The sequence below is a fragment of the Simplicispira suum genome (genome assembly GCF_003008595.1).
Taxonomy (GTDB): domain Bacteria; phylum Pseudomonadota; class Gammaproteobacteria; order Burkholderiales; family Burkholderiaceae_C; genus Simplicispira; species Simplicispira suum.
This window is the reverse complement of record NZ_CP027671.1, coordinates 63,105-81,504: the sequence shown is the minus strand read 5'-3', so window position 1 is coordinate 81,504 and position 18,400 is coordinate 63,105. Positions and strand designations below refer to the sequence as shown.

The window sequence follows — 18,400 nt, the reverse complement described above, 5'->3', positions numbered from 1 at the left end:
CCCGCCGCCGACAAGCACCACAATGCCAGGATACGATTTTTCAACGCGCAGCGATTTTTGAATCGAAGTTGCTGTGACGTCCGCCAACAATTCGCTCGCCCTTGAAATGTAGGGAGCAATCACAATTCATTGTCCCATCAAGAGAAATGACATGTTACCTTGGCGAATTGCATTCTCTAGGTTTTCGGTTGGGGCTGCTCTGTTTGATCAACTTGCTGGCCCGCTCAAGCAGCACAGAAGAGGCGTTGAGGCTTGTCCCGCTCGATTGACGATTCAGTTGGCCATTGGTCAGGCGCCCAGTCAAAGGAGAAAAATCTGGATCAACAACAAGAACGCGGGAATCAGCTTCAATAGGCAGATCGTTCGCGTGCCGGTGGATTTCCTGCTAATTCAAGAAATCCAGGAGCCCTCCTACCGGTTGCGGAAGCACCTCCACCTTCTTCACATTCACAATTCGTTTCGGTGTGATCTGGTGCTGACCAATGAATTGAGATTCCAATTCCTTGCAACGCTCGGGGCTTAATGCCTGCAAAACAGGAAATCCGGTCACAAGGACATCGATCTCAGACATCTCGGACAATAGCATTCCAGATTACATCAATACCTGGTACGAATTCCGATTCGCTGTAATCGACATGCAGCGACCGCTCCCACATTTCAGCCCGATCTGACGACACGCCCAGCACGAATGGCTTGCCATCTACAAGAACATGCAGGAAACCATCTTCCCATCTACACGGCTTTCGAACAATCCGGCGGGTGCGGCCTCTGCTGGGCGAAGAATCGATTTCAACCCACTACCAGCGACACCAGCCGAAACTTTACGATTCGAATCGCCCATTTCGGTTCCCGAGCAAATGCTGATGATTCCGTTTTTCAATTAATTAATTCTGGAATTCTAATTTCAGGGAAAAGTTGTCACCCGCTAGGGAAACGCTGATCAATCACCGCTTCGCGCAGGCCAACATGTGATGGCTTTTGGATTTCACGATGCGATCTGATTGAAGTCTGTTTTTGTCGATTTCAAGGGCCAGAAGGCCCGGTTTTCTCCCCTATCGGGGCCGATCTCCCGTTCAAGACGCTCCTTGGGCTTGCAACGCCAGCAATCGTTTCTTGGCGATCACCAAATTGGCCAGGCCAAATAAGCTGAACATCTGCGCGCCGTTCTTGGCCAAGCCTTTGTAGCGGCTCTTCTGGTGCTTGAACAAGTTCTTCACTACATGGAACGGGTGCTCGACCCGCGCCCTGATTTGCGCCTTAACGCGCTCCAGCGCTTGCGTGAGTTCCTTGAGTGCCCCCTCGGCCATACCCTTGAGTTTGGCCCGCCCCATGGCCACGTTCCACTTGACGTCCGATTGGATGTCTCCGGCCTCCTGGGCCTTGATGATCTCTTCGCGCTTTTCCACACCCACGTAGCCCGCATCGGCAAACACTTCACTCTCTTGTCCGTGCAGCAACTCATGCGTGTGGGCCACATCGGATTCGTTGGCCGACGTGACATGCACGCTATGCACCAGGCCCGAGTCAGCATCCGCGCCGATGTGCGCCTTCATGCCGAAGTACCACTGGTTGCGCTTCTTGGTTTGGTGCATTTCGGGGTCACGCTCCTTGCGTTCGTTCTTGGTCGAACTCGGCGCATTGATGATGGTGGCGTCCACCATCGTGCCCTCGCGCATCATCAGACCGCGCTCGCTCAGGTGGGCGTTGATCTGGGAAAACATCACCTCGGTGAGCTGGTTGTCCTCCAGCCGGCGGCGAAACTTCAACACCGTTGTGGCATCGGGCGCCTCTTCGCGCCCCAGGTCAATGCCCACAAAGCTGCGGATCGCAGCGCTGTCGCTGACCGCGTCTTCCAGCGCTTCATCGGCCAAGCCGTACCACTGCTGCACAAAGTACAAGCGCAGCATGCGCTCGAGCCCAATGGGTGGGCGGCCGCGCTTGCCCGTGGGGTAGTACGGCTCAACGGCTTCGATCAACCGGGCCCACGGCACCACTTGGTTCATCTCCGCGAGAAACTTCTCGCGTCGCGTCACCCGCTTCTTCGTCTGGTGTTCGGCTGTGGCAAAGCTGATCTGCTTCATGATGTTTCGTCTCGGGTCGCCCTGTGACTATCAACGCTTCAGATCGCTTCGCCGTAGACGCACTGCGTCGAATAAATCAGCATTTCCCTAGTACACCGCCACTAACAAGTTGCGAGAGGATGGCGGCAGGGATTGAACGCGCAAAAGGGCAACCATCTACCCTTCTCCCCCCAAATGCAAAAAATGGGAAGAGCTGCAACTGCTCTTCTTTGCCACCGCAGTGGAACAGTTACAGCTCTTCCCAAAAATTCACTTGTGAACGCAGCCAGGTAGGGGAATGAAGAAAAAAATGGGAAGAGCTGCAACTGCTCTTCTTTGCCACCGCAGCGGAACAGCTACAGTTCTTCCTAAAAATTGGCCGGTTCTAAGCGTTCGAGGGCGGAGCACGTCCCGCATCTTTCTGGCGCAAGGCCCTACCAAGTGCGCCGATGAATCGGTTCACTAATAGTTCTGTTTCGACCCAGAAGAAGAGCAGCTGCAGCTCTTCCCATCCATTGATGTTTTTTCGATAACTAATAGTACCGTTTTGGGCGCTTATCGGAGCTGGGGAAGGTCTCGGGCTCGTGCAAACTTTGGGTTTCGCCCAGCTCCGTTTCGGGTAGGAATCGGAGCCTAGTAAACAATCCGTTTTGGAGGGGAAATGAACCCACCACACCAGACTGTCATGGATGCCTTGGAAGCGTGCATGCACGATCTCCACGTCACCGCAGCAGCAGTCGTCGACGATCATTGGCAGCAGATTAAGGACATGGAGAAGCAGACGCAGTCATGGTCAGACAAGAGCACGCTCGTCCTCGCTGCCTACCGCAAGGGCAATCACCTTCAGCTCAAATGGATAGGAACCAAATGGTACGGGGTGAAGGACGCCCGCCGCCAAGTCAAGATCAGTATTCCAAGAGCCAAAAGCGAACTCACCTATACCATGGCCAAGCTCAGACCATGGACAAAGGAATGGGAGGCGCCGATTGTCGAGGAGACCGAGCGAAAGATCACATCAATTCGAAAGGAAGCTCACTTTGTGGTCAGATCAATCATGGCGATACGCAATGCGGCGTTGACCGAGCAGAATTGCGCAATAGAGTCCAATGGAATTGACATCGAACCAGAATCCGACCCGTCCTGAACAGATACGCGCCAGGAGCCCACATAGAAACATCCCATTGAACCTCAACGCAGCTGTCAATGGCGGGAATGCGGCGCGCGCATTCCTCACGGGTATCGCAGAGTCAGCGAAAGGCTGGGCAATCTCGGACATTGACGCAACCGTATTGGCTGGTGAGCAGATATTTACCTATTGCTGCGACTATGGAACAAGCCAATCGTGGATGGCATGCATCAGCTATCAGGATTTCAACGATCGCATTGAAGAGGTTCGAGGCCTTCCGAACCTATGGCCAGAAGTCATTGATGTGCTGGACCACGACATTGACTTGTTGATTGCAAGCCTTCGCGATTCCTCACGCCCTGGTTCCACTGTCACGGCTGCCGATGTGGCAATTGACTTGCAAAACCTGAATGAAGCAGTCTGCAATTTTGCGGGGACTACGGGACTTGCCTTTGACGCCGAGCTGAACCGGCCTGGAAGTCATTTCCTGGTCCTGCGGTGCGGAGACCAATCTGCTGGTTCGATTTTTGCCCATTGATGGTCTCGGCGTACCTTTCACAGGGCAGCGGATCGCTTTCAGTTGCCCAATTCACGGCAATCATCGAATCCATGGTTGAACGCGGCGCGACAGAGCACCTCGAATGGCTTTATTTGTAGCAAGGCGGTGGGCTATTTCGATATCCGCTGCCCTCGGCATCCTTGGCGCGAGGAAACGAAACAACGCAGGCCGGTACTGGAGGGCCAAGATCTCAGTGGCAATAAAGACCCGACCGGAAAATTTCTGTTTGTCGAATTCGTCAATACGGTAAAGAAAAGCGGATCTGGCTTCGTAAGTTATCTTTGGCCCAAGCCTGGCAACACAGAGCCCGTGCCGAAAGTCTCTTTCGTCAAAGGTTTTGAGCCGTGGGGTTGGGTGCTGGGTTCCGGTGTTTATGTGGACACGGTCCAGAGCACCTTCATGGGCCGGGTGCGTGAAGCGGGCTTACTTGCGCTCGCGCTCACGCTGATCTTGGGATTCATTGGCTGGTGGATAACGCGCGGCATTCTCACGCAACTGGGTGGCGAGCCCCAACTCCTCAACTCGATCACCGACAGAATCTCTCAAGGCGACCTGGCTGTAGACATTCCCCCCGCGAAGGAACACAGCGTCATGCATGGCATCAAGGCCATGCGCGATAGCGTTGCGAACATCGTGACCCAGGTACGCGAAGGCTCCGAGAGCGTGGCCACCGCGAGCGCTGAGATAGCACAAGGCAACAACGACCTATCGGCACGAACCGAACAACAAGCCAGCGCACTCGAAGAGACGGCTGCATCCATGGAACAGGTCGGCAGCACCGTACGCCAGAACGCGGACAACGCCCGCCAAGCAAGTCAACTGGCCGAGACCGCCTCGGGCGTCGCGCACCAGGGTGGCGAAATGGTTGCCCTGGTCGTCGAGACCATGAAGGGCATCAACGACAGCAGCCACAGGATCTCCGACATCATTGGTGTCATCGACAGCATTGCTTTTCAGACCAACATCCTTGCGCTGAACGCGGCCGTTGAAGCCGCACGGGCTGGCGAACAAGGCAGGGGCTTTGCTGTGGTGGCCAGTGAAGTGCGCAACCTTGCTGGGCGTAGCGCGGATGCTGCCAAGGAAATCAAGTCCCTGATCTCCACCAGCGTCGAGCGCGTCGAGCAAGGCAATGAGCAAGTAAACAAGGCTGGCGCGACCATGAATGACGTCGTCGCCGCCATCCGCCGCGTGACCGATATCGTCGCGGAGATCAGCGCCGCCAGCAGCGAACAAAGCGCCGGTGTTGGCCAAGTCGGTGAGGCGATCACCCAAATGGACCAAGCCACTCAGCAAAACGCTGCATTGGTCGAAGAAATGGCTGCAGCAGCTACCAGCCTCAAGGGCCAAGCGGATGACTTGGTGCAGTCCGTGGCCGTTTTCCGGCTGGGCGCAAACACTCCCGCTGCCGCCCGCCTGCCGAACCCCCCATCGGCGCGTCCTGCGGCCCCCACACCGCCCGCGACAGCCCCACTCACACCCATCCCTCGCCCCAGGGCTCTCGCCCGGCCTACGGCCGATATGGCGCCCGCGCGAGCCCGTCCAAGCGACCCTCTAGTGACCAAGACCTCCCGAGGCGCAAACGCCCCTTCCGAATCCAGCAAGGACTGGGAATCGTTTTAAGCCCGAAAGGATGTTGCACGCAGTGCAGGCAGCACACCGCCTGGCCAGCGCGCCAAGGCATGCACCCTGCCCTGCGCCGACGAGACATCCCCGAGCACTCACTCTGAGGCGGGACGCGCGTCCTTTTTGTAGTGCGAAGCACTCACGAAATTCCGCCCGCTGTCCCGGGTGCATGCGCCGTAACAGCGGCGGGCATGTAATCCGAATGGCTGTTTTTTGGAGGGACGCGTGGTATCCCTGGCGCTTTTCTGGGCGCCCCCGTAGAATCCGCAGCGCAAACTCCGGGCGCATGGCTTTCTGCCACTGGGGGCCGAGAAGCCGCATTGTTCCGACTCCTGTTTTCGCATGACCACCTACCCTTTCAGGGCTCCGTGGAGCGTTGCGCAGCGCCCGCTCAAATCGACATACGTGCCGAGAAGCTCTCATTGCCCGAGAAGGAGTTTTTGTGGAATTTTTCATTGCAAAAGACACGGTGTTTGCCAAGACCGTGGACGTCGATCGCTTGGCTCGAAATCTGGTTGCAGAAGGCCTGCAGCCTACGAAGGGTGCAGCGCTCAACCTGGCGGCTCGCCTCCTTGGCGCCTCCAACCATCACGCCCTGTTAGCGCAGGCCAAAGCTCCCAAGCTGGCCACGTGGTCCATCCCTGATATCCAGGAATACCTCAGCAGCGAAGCGATCACGACGGGCTCTCGTTTTCCCAAGGAACTCCCTCCTCAATTCGATGGCGCCTGGCAACACCGGGCCACCGCGTTGCTCGCAAAAGCCGTCGCGGCGCGAACACCTGGAGAGCTTGAGTTCATCGCGCTTGTAGGAGGACCAGGAAGCGGAAAGACGCTGCTTGCCAAGCATTTCTGCAAGTTGTCGGGTGGCTGCGTCGTGGATGTCGGCTTGTACCGATGGTTCACGCGCCCATACCAGCCTGCAGCTGGGGAAATCGTCGTATTCGATCGCCCTGCTCTGCCGCGTAGCGCCCCATCGGCCTCGATGGCCCGAGCTTTCGAACTTTGGAGCCACACAGCGCCCCGGCAGCGCACCGTAGAACGCGCGAAAGAACTCTTCCGCTCCGAATGGCAAGGCATCCCCATGGATGCTCCGGGCGAATCAATCCATGGATCCATTGCCCGCAACCTCGCGCAGGCAGCGCCCCTCATCGTCTGCTTTGCCAGTCCCGAAGAAGCGCAGCATGCTCTCGACGGCTCTGCGCGGGTCATTTCAATGTACTCTCCAGCTGCGACAGCCAAGCTCAACTGGCGCGCGGCTCACCTGGTCAACCTCGACAACCTGAGCGAGCACACCCTACTTCGCGCTCCACCCGAAAAGACTTGATAGCCGGGTGCACCCGCGTACATGACAGCGCGGGCGGGCCATCGTCCAGAGAGTTTCCATTTGGGCTCTCGCGAGCTGCGGCCCGCGTACCATGATGGGTGGTCGTCGCCCCCTGCCCTATCTAGGACACCATGCCCCGTCCAGTCAACCACTCTGCTGGCGCTGAACAGCGCGCTCACCGGATCTTGCAAGAGACTTCGGACATCGAAGAGATGCGTGCGGCACAGGCCTACCTCCTGCCGCTTGCAGGCCTCACGCTGGCTCAGACCGCCCTGATGCTCGGCCGCGATCGGTATTGGGTCTCGCGCACGCGCAACCGGTTTATTCGTGGGCAAATGCCGCTCCAGCATGGTGGACGCCGCCACTCTCTCGTGCCGGAGGACCAAGAATTGAAGATGGTCAAGATGGCAATAGTCGAATCTGGGATCGACGCCCCGTTGATTGGTCGGAGAAGTCTGCGCCAGCACCTGCGGGCGGTCCTTGATCGATTGACCAAGGCTGAAGTAGCCGAATCCACGATTACGGCCCTCCTGGACCGAGTGGCTCCGAAGCTCATTTCCGGCGCCACGAGCACCGAGCTTCAGCAGATCAATTATTGGCTGGAACGCGTATACAGCGCAGAGCAGGCGTTGTGTCAGAAAAAAAATATTCCTTGGCCATAGTTATTGCGTCTTGACCGCGCAGCAGAGCCTAAACTTGTCCTTCACAGTCTGTTTTGTGCCTAGCAACTGACGGCCCTAACCGGCTTGCAGGCTGCGCCCGCACTCGATACAGCTCTGAAACCCACTGCTCAAGGAACGCACCATGCCTAGCCAACTGCCCAGCCAACTCAAGACCTACGCCGCCTGGACCTTCAATAAAGTCGAAGCCGGAACCTTCCGCCGCAACAAACGCGACTTCGCCCACCACGAGTACCCGATCCTTGCCCCGTTGCCCACAAACGGGCGCAACACCAAGGCCCTTGAAACCTCCCGCCTGGGTGGCCCTTACATCTACTTCGTGACCGACGACTGTGGCCAGGTGCGCTACGTGGGCAAGTCGCTCGAAGACCAGGTGATTCAGCGCTGGGTACGCCCCGGCATCGGCGGCACAGCCAAGCACTACTGGACGCACTCCACCAAGAGCGGCGGTTGCGTGTTCAACATCGCCAAAGGGCTCCAAGGAGGCGAATCCCGCGAATACCCCCTGCGCTACGTGCCCTTGATGGAAATCGCACCCGAGGTATTCATGCAACTTGGGTTGCCGGGCATGACCGATCCCACCATTTTCTTGCCGCTGGTCGAGCAGGCCCTGGTCAACAAGCTCAATCCCGACTGGAACGCGCGCCGCTGAGCCCCAACACCAACCGCCAACTCCACAGTCCAAGAGGATGAACCCCATGGAAGCACCAGACAAAGAAACCCTGCACAACCCCTTGCGCTACTGGAACGATCGCCCCGACTATCTTGCAGAGATGGACCAGCGGGATGCAGAAATGGACAGGGAAGACTCCCTCTCCGACCGCTACGCCTTCCAGCTCGGCCAGGACTTGGCCAGCCACGGCTTGAGCATTGACCCTGACACTACTTGCACCGAGATGGTCCGGGGGTTCGAGCACGGCAAGCGCCAACCACCAAGAACTGCGGACGTGTATCTCCGCAAGCTCCTGACTCTGCGCAAGAACGCCTACCACCGAGGCATCCCGGTCAGCTCCGCATTGACCAAGGAATACCTCAAGAGCATCACGGTGACCGTGTGCCCAGTCTCCGGCGTCAACCTGACACAGGGAACGATGACCGACACCGATTGGTCCGTCGATCGCCTGAACAACCAGCTCGGCTACGTCCCCGGCAACCTGTGCATCATGTCGGCGCGCGTCAACCGCCTCAAAGATGCGTCCGATGTGGTCTCGATCGCAAGGCAAGGAATGTTCAACTGGCTACTCCTGGGTGGCGATGATGGCCTGTACCAGGATGTGGGCTCCGGCCTGCTGGCCATCGAGACGATGCGTCTTGCTTCACTGATGCAGGGGCCCACCCACATGAGGTCCGGTGGCTTTGTGCGTTTTCCTCCGTACGCAATGGCACCCTCCGCATGGGCCACATTTGACGGGGCCATCGCCGGTATCCACATGGAGTGCGCCCGCGCGCGCGTGGACGAAGGCTACCCTTACCGCCGACGACGCGATCTGTTCAAACACTTGGGCAAAGAGCACTGGAGCAAGAGCAACCGACTGGTCTCTCTGCTGCGCAGGATGTTGGCCAATGGCAAGCACCCTGCGGATGTCTGGTTTGAGGACACTCCGCTGGACATGCTGCTTGAGTTGATTGAAGAGTTTCTAAGCAATCCACCCCCTGTGGACGGGGCCGTGGATTTGGAAGCTGTCAGGCAAAGCATTCAGGCGGGCCTCAATCCGCTGGCGCAATTTGCAAGATGAGCATCAGCGCGCTGCAACGACCTTGTCATCGGGAAATTTGACATGCGAGGTAGATGAAGAATGCGACGGGGGCGCAGGGGTTCGAGGGTGAGTCGCAGTCGGGCGGCGCCACGTCAAGGCATCGTGATGGTGGTTGGCGCGGCCTTCTTGCTTCTAGTGCTGCTGCTATGAAGGCTGCTTCGACTCGGCGCGCATTTATGCCTCCCCTGTGCCCCTTGACCCTGGTTTGTTCAAACAAACTTCTGTGCGGGTAAGCAGCTCAGAAGCAGTGGACAGAAGTTTGTTCAAACAAACTTCTGTCCACTGCTGGGTAGGCAGCCACGAAACGCCGGTACGCCCGCTAAAACAGATTTTGCCCAGCCATTTTTATTGCGACCGTTGCTCTTTCTTTACTGTTGGGTTGGCTCGCTCTCTCTTCAGCTCAGAGTTGGCAGAACGGGATCACTGAGACGTACGTGGAAAAGTGCCTGCGGCAGTAGGCTACCAGGCGGGCCTCTCGATGATCCCTCTCAGCGAATACGCTGGTCGTATTGCCAGAGCCGCATTTTGGTCGCAGTGATCTTGCCAGCGTGAGGATGGCGCGGGTTCACGAGTACGTTGTTCTCTTCCGGGACGACGACTGAGGGCACTTCCAACAACACGCTGCTCAGCTCCTTGAGCCACTGATCACCCAGATCCAACGACACCATTCCCTCTGGTCTCGCATCCCACCCCACCGGCAGCGTCAGGGCAGGCTTTCGTTCTCGCGCATTCCAGACATCATCAGGCACCTCAATCCGCACCAAATACCGATTGAGAGGCAGCCCGCCGGTCCCAAGGTGCCCCAGCGTTTCTAACGCGGCCAGAGAAATGCTGGATGCCGTATACAGCACAGGATGCCCTTTCCTGTTCCATCTCCCCCCGGTTTTTTCAGCTCCGATACCCGACAGATCGTCCGAGGTGTAATCTGGCGTGTCCGTGCCAATTCGCCAAACGTAAGGCATCAGGAGTAGGCCCCGCTCTGGGTGCGCGCTATGAGCTGAGAGACCAACAGCTGTCCCTCTGGCGTGTCCATAAATTTGCTGGGCTTTTGCCCCCCCAGTACCTCTGCCTCTTGATCAAGCCATGTCGCCACCCACGCCGCAGCGTCGAACCCTTTTAGATTGCCGGACTCCTCCACGATGGATTGGACTTGCCCAATCAGACGCTTCATGCCAAGGACCCGCGAGGACGCATCTGGCGACAACCTCTTATCCTGGCTCGCCTTGCGCTGCACACTGGCGCGAGGAAGCCCCAAAGTGATGTAAAGCTTATCCTTGGGCATCCCCATACTGTCAGCTAGTTCTCTGATGGTCGATGCCTCGACACCGAGCTTTACCCATTTCACGAGGGTGTACGGATCCGCCTTATATACCCGCAAATAGTTTGCGATCTTGGCATTCGGGCGCGCGTTTTTCGCTATCCGCTTTTGCTGTGGCCGAACCTCAGGCTCGACAAGTTGCCGTACTTTTAGAGCCGGTTGCACCCCTTTGTAAGCAGAGGGATTTTCGCGAATTTTGTTCATAAGCGCCTCATATGAGTATATAGTTTGCATCAAACAAGGCATTTAATCAACCCGGCAGCGGCCAACGGGGCGCGCTGGCGCTATGCTCGGGGCTTCGACAAGAAATGAATCTCATGGAGGGTGGAATGTCGGTATCGCTGCGGTTGCCTGAAGACTTAGACAAGCGCCTGGGCGACCTGGCCGTGAAGACTGGCCGTTCCAAGACCTTTTACATGCTCGAAGCCATCCGAGAGCATCTGGATGACCTGGAGAATTTGTACCTGGCCGAGCAGCGCCTGATCGACAGTCGGGCGGGGCGTACCAGAGCAATTTCTCTCGATGAAGTGATACATCGGCTTGGCGAAAACGAGGCGTTTCTTGGGAGCCCAGCGAGCCGAGACTCTTAGAAAAAATCTCTGATGGCACCCGTTGAGAGTCCTGCATACACTCTCACAGCTCACGATCAAAAAGGCGTGCTAAGAGCGGCCCTAGTCGATAGCGACCCCCAACATCGAAGGCGCGGCGGCTGGGTATCACATGCAGCATCCGGACTGGGATGTCCGGATCACTCTATGGCAACGGACCCAAAGAGTGGCGGATCCAGCCTGTCTGCTGACATGGATGGCGCCAGCGTGCGAGCTACCGCAGGCGCCTTAGGATCTGAACATCGCTGGAATTGCCGATGATCGCGTCGCACTGGCGTGCAAAGCTCTGCGCTGCGGCATCGATTTCGTTCTGCGCTGCCAACCGGCGAATAGGAATCATCACTCTGGCCAAAACGTTCCGCCCCTCGTTGTAGTAAGTCCCCGACAGCACAAACGGCCCCTGGGGGGCGACCTTAAGGAGATAAGCCTGCGCCTCCTTGGGTCCAGTGACCGTTTCAATCACTCGTACAGCCACACCAACGAAGTCCGTAACGCTCCATCCGTGGGCACAAAGGCGGGCGCGCAAACTCACGATCAGGGCCTCGTAAAACGCATCTGGCGCTGCGATGAGCAACGTTTTTCTCCAAGCTTAGTGGACTGTGTCGATATTACCTTCAATAAAATCGATGTGCTTTAACAAGCGCTTGGGGGGGCATCCCGATACGGAAATCCGAGCATCAAACCCGATTTGCAGTACGAGATTTTTCCAGGAATCCCCTACTCCAACGTGCGTCCCTTTAACTCCTTGATCCTAGGAAACCATCGATCAACTTGATCAACTTGCGCTGTTCGCTCTCTTCAATAGCCTGTGCAAAAGAAAGTATCGCCCTCCCCTTCTTGTCGGTTGAGAGTAGCGCTAGACGCTTACCGTCCGAGTCCTTCCATTCAACCGGCCGCTTCGCCGAGGCTGCTTCGACAACAGGCGGTCGAGTCAGAAACGAAAAAACTTCTGCCGGGGTCAGACGAGGAGTGCTTTCGGAGACTTTCCGTGCCTTTTCAAGAAGACCTTCGGGATCTCGCTGATGAGCATCTCTCAGGGGAGTTGCCCAACGAAACTGGAGATTCAACGGGGAACCAAAGGCTCGGATGACATCGGCCGGCAACTTCGCCAGCGCCATGGCTCGACTAATGTTGCTTACGTCCCGCTCGATTGCGACGGCCAACTGCCGCGCAGACTGAAAGAGGTTCTGATCAAGAGCTCTTTGATACATGACTCCTTGCTCCCATGCCGAAAGGTCCTCACGGTCTCTATTCTCTCGTTCCATCTCTACAAATAATTCTGCGTCCTCCATGTCGCTCTCAATCAATGCTAGAACTGGTATGCCCAGCTCTAAGCATGCTCTATGGCGGCGGTGGCCATAAACAATCTCGAAAGGCACCCCAACACCATCTGGGTTCTTTTTCGCTCTTACCTTGATGGGCTGGACATTACCCTCAGAATTGGCAATTTCAGCCTTAAGCTTAGCAAACGCGTCGGTATCAAAATGCGATACATCTCGGTTTGCCCAATTCGAGGCGGTAATTTCGTTGGGATCAATTCGTCGCACAACATCGGCACCATCAAATTCAGAAATTCGTTCGCGCAGACGAACCACCTCCTTATGGACTTCGGACTGCTCGGCCATAAAGGCAAGCATTGAGCCAGGGCCCGTGCGCGGAACTGGCACAGCCTGGAGATGGCTCTCATTAGCGAACTCCTTAGCGACAGCGCTTGGACCCTCACCTACTGCCGGCTTCGCTTGTTTGGCGGGCATGTTAGCCGTGACGCTTAGTGCACGTCGTACTAGATCTTTGTTAGCCATTGCTATGCTCCTTTTGCTTGACTGGGCAAATAGACTTTCCGCGCTCTAATTTGCTCGGTGTGAGATCGCGCCAAATCACCTGCAGTGCGGCACTGTTGCACGGTGCAACACCAATAGTGTTAGAGGCACTGTTGGGCAAGCCGTTGCGTCTATTTCGAGAGACGGACGTATGTACACAGCTTGTATCGCACTGTGCAACGCCAAGAAGTTTTTCGAAGTTTTAGCGGGGTAAGGGTCCACTCCATCAGCGCGTTCCGAAGAAATTTTTGAATATCGTGAGTACATTCTCTGCTTCATCTAGGCGTCTGGCTTAGGGCATTTTCCCCGGCTGCACCAATCGTATCTGTCGTCTGCAATTGTCGCGCCCAGGCGGTTCGTACAGCAACTTCGATATGCTGGACGAACAGGTCGTATGCATCACGCGCGCGCTTATATGTCTTGTCTTTGGAATCTCCAGCTTCGCTGTCATAGACAGTACCGAAGCCCGACGATTTTTGAGAAGCAATCGATGTTCGCGGAATCTCGAGTGGTAGGACCTTTTCCTTGTAGGTTGCGGTGATCCACTCGCGCACTGCGTCTGCAGTAGTCGAGGCGCCCCGGCCAGCCCGTGGCGGCACACGCGATAACAGTATGTTAATAAAGTCAAAGCTTCGTGTAAGACCTCGGGACTCAAGCATCGTCTCGGTCAAATCGGAGAACAAAGACCAAAATTGCGTCGACGAAGCAAAATCCAGTGTCTCAGGTGGCAGTGGCATGATGATGCCATTGGCTGCCATCAACGCATTGATGGTGAGGTAAGAAAGGGCAGGGGGGCTATCTATGATGATCACGTCATAATCAACCCGCACATCGTCAATCCCCAGGTCCAATACCTTGAAAAACTGAAAACCAGACAGCCCTTCCTTACTTTGACGGGACGGCAACATGAATTCAGCATCAAACAGCGACGACGCCGCAGGAACCAGATCTAGCCCATCCCAATAAGTGGACCGGATCAACGGTCGCACCGTCGTTAGGGACCCATCCGCGAGCGCCATGATCGTGTCTTTCGCACTGATCTCGACGTCCGGAAGGATTCCAAAAAGCGTGGTGAGAGATGCTTGCGGATCAGTGTCGATAACCAGCACTTTGTGTCCGAGCAAGGTCAGGCCCTGCGCTAACGTCATGGCGGTCGTCGTTTTCGTAGTCCCACCTTTGAAATTGGCTATAGAGATAGTAACCGCCTCAGCGCCCGCAGGTCTTAACATTTCTCTCCGGTATTCCCGTATCCACTTTCGACTCTCCGCCAATTCGAAAATCCGCTTTCTTCCATTGGAAACAAGAGTTCCTGAGGGCAGATCCTTGCGGCTTGCAACGCGATGTGCAAATGAGCCGCGAGAGGAAGCTTCACACATGGTCGCTACCTGGTCTGCACTAAACACTGGAGCAATTTTGCGAACCATGGGCGCAAGCATTGCTGACCGAATGCTAGAAAGCATCGCAGCTGCTTCTTCTGCCTGCTGGTGCACCCCCGCTAATGTGATTTGTGGCCGTATTTCCATGTGTAGTTCACTTGTTGCTGGATAGTCTCAATTTTGCCTGTTGGACGAAATATAGGCAACCAGCCAAAGACTCGTCCAACTCGTACTGCCTCTTCACTGAAAAAGCTCCACTTCCGCTTTTCCGGGTTTTTAAAAATATCTAATCCCTTAAATACCTATACTTCTTTAACGAGGCTTTTTTTCTTATAAATCAATAGGTTAGATACATTTTTGGAGAACTTTCAGTCGACTCTGGAGCTTTTTCAGGCATAACTTGAGTGGATACAGGGGAATGTGGTGTCGTCACAGTCGCCAGTGGCGGTGAATACAGTGAACGGCGACCTGTGGTGGAACTGCAAAGAAATTAAGGTGTTTTGTACTTCTGAGGCGTCGAAGTGGAGCTTTTACGGTAAGTTCCCTTCAGGAGTGGGACTACCTCGGGAATCAATTTCTGGAGCTTTTACAGTAAGCGTCTGTACGATCTGCCCCTTCGTACAGGTGAAAACACGTTTCACATGAGCGTCTCGCTGCAGTAGAGTTGCGACCATGGCCAACCAACGTTTAGACGGACACATTTCGGTACAGTCGCGGGCTGTTAGTCCCTTGAGAAAGCCAGTGTTCTCGCTGGCCCTAGTTCCTCAGAATAACAAGATCACCGCACTTGGACGCCGAACTTGGAACGTGCTCTTGCATATTGCGCAAGATCAGGGGCTAGAGCGAGAGACCTTTCGGGCCGCTCTCACGGACATTGTCAAGGGGCTTGACTACAACAGCGGCGACATGAGCATCATAAAGACGCACCTGCGATCAATGGTCTCGACGTTGGTAGAGTGGCAGTCGCCGACTGCGGGCGAGTGGCAGACTTGGGATGTCTGCGGGATGCTGTCTCATGCCCGCCTAACTAAAGAGCGCGGTCAAGTCTTTGTTGAGTGGTCGTACGCTGTGAACATGCGGCATGAGCTTCTCGATCCCGAGATCTTTGCCAAGCTGTCACTTGATGTGATCTCACAATTGGGCTCGCATCCGTCTGTCGCACTCTATGAAATCTGCTCGAGATATTTAGGGGTTGGCCAGACAGCTCGCAAACCTTGGTCGTGGTGGCGCCCGGTGTTGTTGGGTCGTCCAGACGACGAGCGGCTTCAAAAGCTTGAGTATCGAATTTTCAAACGCGACACACTTCGGCCGGCGCTTGCCGAAGTCAATGCGCTTGCAGATATCGAGGTCGAAATGTCCGAGTTCAAATCAGGGCGGTTCGTGTCCGACCTGCAATTCTCAGTTCGAAGGAAGCCCCAGCGAGTGCTTGCGTTGCAACAACGCAGCTCAACTGAGCCAGTTGACGTGGGGGTGCTGGCGGCTGCCGAACGACTTGGTATAGATCACTCCCGTGTCGAGCGTCTGATCGAGGAATTCGGGGATGCCGCTGTTGCCAGCGGCATTGACGCCGTTCAAAAGCGAGCGGCTAGCGCATTCCCAGAACCCCTTCGCGATCCTCTACGGTATCTGAAGAGTGTGCTGCCTAATCATGCATTGAATCACCAGCAGGCGATCCAGTCGAACTTGGTCGATACGCAAGAGTCTCGAGGTGCTTTGTCCAAAGAAAAGATTGCCCAATGGGCGAAGCAATGGCTTGTGGACCGAATTAAATCAATCGTTACCGAGATCAGTGCGTTACCTCTGGAGGAGCAGTCAGAACTGGTGGAGAGCTTGAAGGAGAAGTTGGTCGAAAGAAATGCTCATCCTGCAGTCATCCAGCGGCTGGTAGGGAAGGGATGGACTCATCCGATGGTGAGACATGAGATGGTCAGCTTTTATGCGGCGGCAGTCTATGGGGAAGGGTGGGACAAGCCGAACGAAAAGCAATTGCTGGCAATAGCGTCTGAAAGCGCTACTTCCTAGAACAACAGCGGAAGAGGCACAACGCTGGCACGGCGATAGAACACACAGCATGCATGAAGCTAGCGGTTCAGAGGACATACGCATCCAGCACTCCTTATAAAATAGGCATAGCTACTGATGAGAATCTGGACGGCAGTCGTGAAAGGCAAGCCCATGACAGATACTTTCTTCCGCATTCCTGGCGTTAGATGATCGGCCCGCCCAGGAAGCGGTGGAGTATCCTGGCATCGTCCCGAACCTGCCAGTCGCGCCCCCGACGCCCGAAGAGCTGTATGCACGCGGACTATGAAAAAGGCGCCCCGCAACTGCGCTCGGAAACCTCGCACAACATCGACCTGGCCCGGCAAAATCAGCGGGAACACAACCTTTGAGGTCAGCGTGATATGAAAACGCATCGGCCACATCTACGGCCGCAAGCTCGACGAGATGGATGGCCTGCAGCTGCTGCAATACCGCCAGCAGGACGCCACGTTCACCGGCATCGAAGGCCGGGTGCGCCAGAGTCTCACGCGCAAACTGGGCGTCACGCTGTTTGGCGACACCGTGCGCGCCCGCCTGGCGGGTGGTGGCCTGTTGCCGCGCATCTCTGCCAGCTGCGCCGGCGTGCGCTTGGATGCGAGCCTGGGTGCGTGAGGGTCAGGTCAGAGTGGCTGCAGGTGGCGCGCCAAAACCGCGTGGCCGAGTCTGAATCGGCCGCGCCCGGACACGGCATGCTCAATGTGGGCGTTTCCGACCGTGGCCAGATGAACGGCACGTCTTGGCAGCTGTACCGTAAGCGGCTGGTGATCCCATCTTGAGACAATGTCGTTGAACATGCATCGTGTGCACGATGGAGATCATGCACACCATGGCGAGCGAGGCGATAGCCCAACGTCCCAAGCGGCGTTACTATAGCCCAGAACTCAAGGGTCAGGTCGTAGCGCAATGCCAGGTCAGAGGAGCCTCCGTAGCCGGCGTAGCTCTGGCCCATGGCATCAACGCCAACATCGTTCATCGATGGCTGCGTGAGCAGATTGCGCAACGGATGCCTGCGGTCCGCAACGAATTCATTGCCCTGGCCCTGAAGCCCACTGCTGTGCAACAACCTGCACCGGCTCCTGCGCCCAAGCCAGCGAATCCATCATGCGACATCTGTGTGGAGGTCTGGCGCAGTGCCGGCACGGTCACTGTGACCTGGCCGCTTGAAGATGCCGCGTCATGTGGCGGTGGTTTACGACTTCTGCGAGTCCAGGGCAGGCGAGCACGCTAGGGATTTCCTTGGCGATTGGCAGGGCAGCCTGGCGATGACTTCAGTGGCTACAGGGCGGGGTTTGCCAATGGCATGACGGAAGTCGGCTGTCTCGCTCACGCGCGGCGCAAATTCTTTGACCTGCACGCAGCCAACAAGAGCCAGATCGCCGGGTTCGCCTGGAGCAGTTCGCCAAGGTCTACAAGATCGAGCGGGAAGTTGGATGGCGCTGACGCGCTTCGCAGATGATGGGCAATGCCCGTGGACAACAACTGGATCGAGAACCAGATCCGGCCCCTTGCCATTGGGAGAAAAACTGGCTGTTCGCTGGCAGCTTGCGCGCGGGCCAACGTGCGGCGGCGGTGATGAGCCTGGTCGACGCGCATGAATGGGCATGACCCTATGCGTATCTGAAGGACGGGCTCACACGGTTGCCCACGTACAGGACCAGCCGGGTGCAGGAATCGCTGCCCTTCGCTGGCAGCCCGCCACCATCTGAGCATCAGCCATGACCGCTGGAAGCGCTCAACATGGGTTCGACGTGCGCTTAAGGTGCCACGGCTTGTTTGGGACCAGCTTCGCGTGTAAACTCAATGTAATTGCACGATTTGAGGCAAATGCATGCCAAATTCAAGCCCATATCAACACGGCATTTCGATGGCTGTGACGCACTTAAACGCGCCGTACGGAGCGATTGTTTCTCCCGGCGACCTAATCGAATCTCTGAGCCAGGGGGAGCTTCGCGCTGCTTCGCCCAAAGCCGCTGCGATTCTGAGCTATCTCTTCGTTGAAGTGGAGCCACGGTTGGTGATGCAGTGCGCGATGGAGTCGGGTTCGTCGCTACCGATGGCCAACCAACTTTATTCGGACACTATCAAGGGCGGAGCGCCCCGCAGCGC

General features: G+C 56.5%; 20 protein-coding genes and 1 pseudogene. 13 read left to right on the top strand and 8 right to left on the bottom strand.

From position 1 onward, the window contains the following. Nucleotides 1-385: 385 nt before the first annotated feature. Entirely contained in the window at nt 386-571 is a 186-nt protein-coding gene (locus C6571_RS20325; protein WP_170094883.1) for a ParM/StbA family protein, read from the bottom strand. 502 nt (nt 572-1,073) lie between these two features. Next, a complete protein-coding gene (locus C6571_RS19325; protein ID WP_170094759.1) occupies nt 1,074-2,081 on the bottom strand; it encodes an IS5 family transposase in 1,008 nt (335 codons plus the stop codon). 664 nt (nt 2,082-2,745) lie between these two features. On the opposite strand from C6571_RS19325, the gene mobI reads away from it, so the two are divergent. The 7 genes from mobI to C6571_RS19290 all read left to right on the top strand — a co-directional run bounded on the left by mobI (nt 2,746) and on the right by C6571_RS19290 (nt 9,108). Continuing rightward, nucleotides 2,746-3,204: a conjugative transfer protein MobI(A/C) gene (gene mobI, locus C6571_RS19320; RefSeq protein ID WP_106448514.1), complete on the top strand. Its 459-nt coding sequence runs from the start codon at nt 2,746-2,748 to the stop codon at nt 3,202-3,204. Nucleotides 3,205-3,241: 37 nt separating this feature from the next. Beyond that, on the top strand, nt 3,242-3,724 hold the full coding sequence (locus C6571_RS19315; RefSeq protein ID WP_146139397.1) for a hypothetical protein: 483 nt from the start codon (nt 3,242-3,244) through the stop codon (nt 3,722-3,724). Between the two features lie 126 nt (nt 3,725-3,850). After that, entirely contained in the window at nt 3,851-5,365 is a 1,515-nt protein-coding gene (locus C6571_RS19310) for a methyl-accepting chemotaxis protein (RefSeq protein ID WP_338054310.1), read from the top strand. A 472-nt stretch (nt 5,366-5,837) separates the two neighbouring features. Next, nucleotides 5,838-6,692, top strand: a complete 855-nt coding sequence (locus tag C6571_RS19305; protein ID WP_146139396.1) for a P-loop NTPase family protein — start codon at nt 5,838-5,840, stop codon at nt 6,690-6,692. 131 nt (nt 6,693-6,823) lie between these two features. Further along, a complete protein-coding gene (locus tag C6571_RS19300; RefSeq protein ID WP_106448510.1) occupies nt 6,824-7,354 on the top strand; it encodes a hypothetical protein in 531 nt (176 codons plus the stop codon). A 142-nt stretch (nt 7,355-7,496) separates the two neighbouring features. After that, nucleotides 7,497-8,024, top strand: coding sequence for a hypothetical protein (locus C6571_RS19295; protein WP_106448509.1), 528 nt, complete (start codon nt 7,497-7,499; stop codon nt 8,022-8,024). Nucleotides 8,025-8,070: 46 nt separating this feature from the next. Continuing rightward, nucleotides 8,071-9,108: a hypothetical protein gene (locus C6571_RS19290; RefSeq protein WP_146139395.1), complete on the top strand. Its 1,038-nt coding sequence runs from the start codon at nt 8,071-8,073 to the stop codon at nt 9,106-9,108. 509 nt (nt 9,109-9,617) lie between these two features. Here the strand turns inward: C6571_RS19290 and C6571_RS19285 are convergent. Further along, nucleotides 9,618-10,091: an RES family NAD+ phosphorylase gene (locus C6571_RS19285; protein WP_106448507.1), complete on the bottom strand. Its 474-nt coding sequence runs from the start codon at nt 10,089-10,091 to the stop codon at nt 9,618-9,620. Beyond that, nucleotides 10,091-10,651 carry an antitoxin Xre-like helix-turn-helix domain-containing protein gene (locus C6571_RS20130; RefSeq protein WP_245901611.1) on the bottom strand — a complete coding sequence of 187 codons (561 nt, stop codon included), beginning with the start codon at nt 10,649-10,651 and terminating at the stop codon, nt 10,091-10,093. The genes C6571_RS19285 and C6571_RS20130 overlap by 1 nt, the downstream gene beginning before the upstream one ends. A gap of 104 nt (nt 10,652-10,755) precedes the next feature. Here C6571_RS20130 and relB point away from each other — a divergent pair, with 104 nt between their 5' ends. After that, nucleotides 10,756-11,037: a type II toxin-antitoxin system RelB family antitoxin gene (gene relB, locus C6571_RS19275; RefSeq protein WP_245901610.1), complete on the top strand. Its 282-nt coding sequence runs from the start codon at nt 10,756-10,758 to the stop codon at nt 11,035-11,037. Nucleotides 11,038-11,269: 232 nt separating this feature from the next. Here the strand turns inward: relB and C6571_RS19270 are convergent, their stop codons facing one another. The 3 genes from C6571_RS19270 to C6571_RS19260 all read right to left on the bottom strand — a co-directional run bounded on the left by C6571_RS19270 (nt 11,270) and on the right by C6571_RS19260 (nt 14,398). After that, on the bottom strand, nt 11,270-11,629 hold the full coding sequence (locus tag C6571_RS19270) for a hypothetical protein (RefSeq protein ID WP_106448506.1): 360 nt from the start codon (nt 11,627-11,629) through the stop codon (nt 11,270-11,272). 163 nt (nt 11,630-11,792) lie between these two features. Further along, nucleotides 11,793-12,680 carry a ParB/RepB/Spo0J family partition protein gene (locus tag C6571_RS19265; protein ID WP_170094881.1) on the bottom strand — a complete coding sequence of 296 codons (888 nt, stop codon included), beginning with the start codon at nt 12,678-12,680 and terminating at the stop codon, nt 11,793-11,795. 470 nt (nt 12,681-13,150) lie between these two features. Then, nucleotides 13,151-14,398, bottom strand: a complete 1,248-nt coding sequence (locus C6571_RS19260) for an AAA family ATPase (protein ID WP_211300766.1) — start codon at nt 14,396-14,398, stop codon at nt 13,151-13,153. A 525-nt stretch (nt 14,399-14,923) separates the two neighbouring features. Between C6571_RS19260 and C6571_RS19255 the strand changes: the two genes are divergently transcribed. The 5 genes and pseudogenes from C6571_RS19255 to C6571_RS20345 form a co-directional block, all read left to right on the top strand. Beyond that, a complete protein-coding gene (locus tag C6571_RS19255) occupies nt 14,924-16,273 on the top strand; it encodes a replication initiation protein (protein WP_106448504.1) in 1,350 nt (449 codons plus the stop codon). 426 nt (nt 16,274-16,699) lie between these two features. Beyond that, a complete protein-coding gene (locus tag C6571_RS19250; RefSeq protein WP_106448503.1) occupies nt 16,700-16,906 on the top strand; it encodes a hypothetical protein in 207 nt (68 codons plus the stop codon). Beyond that, nucleotides 16,903-17,070, top strand: coding sequence for a hypothetical protein (locus C6571_RS19825; protein ID WP_170094879.1), 168 nt, complete (start codon nt 16,903-16,905; stop codon nt 17,068-17,070). Before C6571_RS19250 ends, C6571_RS19825 begins: the two co-directional genes overlap by 4 nt. A gap of 32 nt (nt 17,071-17,102) precedes the next feature. After that, on the top strand, nt 17,103-17,522 hold the full coding sequence (locus tag C6571_RS19245; RefSeq protein ID WP_106448502.1) for a transposase: 420 nt from the start codon (nt 17,103-17,105) through the stop codon (nt 17,520-17,522). Then, nucleotides 17,476-17,675: pseudogene (locus C6571_RS20345) on the top strand (IS66 family transposase); the annotation flags it as partial. The gene C6571_RS19245 and the pseudogene C6571_RS20345, both read left to right, overlap by 47 nt. Here the strand turns inward: C6571_RS20345 and C6571_RS20340 are convergent. Continuing rightward, complete coding sequence (locus C6571_RS20340) at nt 17,618-17,887, bottom strand: hypothetical protein (RefSeq protein WP_476749588.1); 270 nt, start codon at nt 17,885-17,887, stop codon at nt 17,618-17,620. The pseudogene C6571_RS20345 and the gene C6571_RS20340 sit on opposite strands and share 58 nt — an antisense overlap. Nucleotides 17,888-18,400 lie beyond the last annotated feature (513 nt).

Excerpts from the sequence above, each read along its gene's own strand:
- C6571_RS20325 (WP_170094883.1), bottom strand. The coding sequence starts at position 571 with ATGTCTGAGATCGATGTCCTTGTGACCGGATTTCCTGTTTTGCAGGCA.
- C6571_RS19325 (WP_170094759.1), bottom strand. The coding sequence starts at position 2,081 with ATGAAGCAGATCAGCTTTGCCACAGCCGAACACCAGACGAAGAAGCGG.
- mobI (WP_106448514.1), top strand. The coding sequence starts at position 2,746 with ATGGATGCCTTGGAAGCGTGCATGCACGATCTCCACGTCACCGCAGCA.
- C6571_RS19300 (WP_106448510.1), top strand. The coding sequence starts at position 6,824 with ATGCCCCGTCCAGTCAACCACTCTGCTGGCGCTGAACAGCGCGCTCAC.
- C6571_RS19295 (WP_106448509.1), top strand. The coding sequence starts at position 7,497 with ATGCCTAGCCAACTGCCCAGCCAACTCAAGACCTACGCCGCCTGGACC.
- C6571_RS19290 (WP_146139395.1), top strand. The coding sequence starts at position 8,071 with ATGGAAGCACCAGACAAAGAAACCCTGCACAACCCCTTGCGCTACTGG.
- C6571_RS19285 (WP_106448507.1), bottom strand. The coding sequence starts at position 10,091 with ATGCCTTACGTTTGGCGAATTGGCACGGACACGCCAGATTACACCTCG.
- C6571_RS20130 (WP_245901611.1), bottom strand. The coding sequence starts at position 10,651 with ATGAACAAAATTCGCGAAAATCCCTCTGCTTACAAAGGGGTGCAACCG.
- relB (WP_245901610.1), top strand. The coding sequence starts at position 10,756 with ATGAATCTCATGGAGGGTGGAATGTCGGTATCGCTGCGGTTGCCTGAA.
- C6571_RS19265 (WP_170094881.1), bottom strand. The coding sequence starts at position 12,680 with ATGGCCGAGCAGTCCGAAGTCCATAAGGAGGTGGTTCGTCTGCGCGAA.
- C6571_RS19260 (WP_211300766.1), bottom strand. The coding sequence starts at position 14,398 with ATGGAAATACGGCCACAAATCACATTAGCGGGGGTGCACCAGCAGGCA.
- C6571_RS19255 (WP_106448504.1), top strand. The coding sequence starts at position 14,924 with ATGGCCAACCAACGTTTAGACGGACACATTTCGGTACAGTCGCGGGCT.
- C6571_RS19250 (WP_106448503.1), top strand. The coding sequence starts at position 16,700 with ATGGATGGCCTGCAGCTGCTGCAATACCGCCAGCAGGACGCCACGTTC.
- C6571_RS19245 (WP_106448502.1), top strand. The coding sequence starts at position 17,103 with ATGGAGATCATGCACACCATGGCGAGCGAGGCGATAGCCCAACGTCCC.
- C6571_RS20340 (WP_476749588.1), bottom strand. The coding sequence starts at position 17,887 with ATGCGCGTCGACCAGGCTCATCACCGCCGCCGCACGTTGGCCCGCGCG.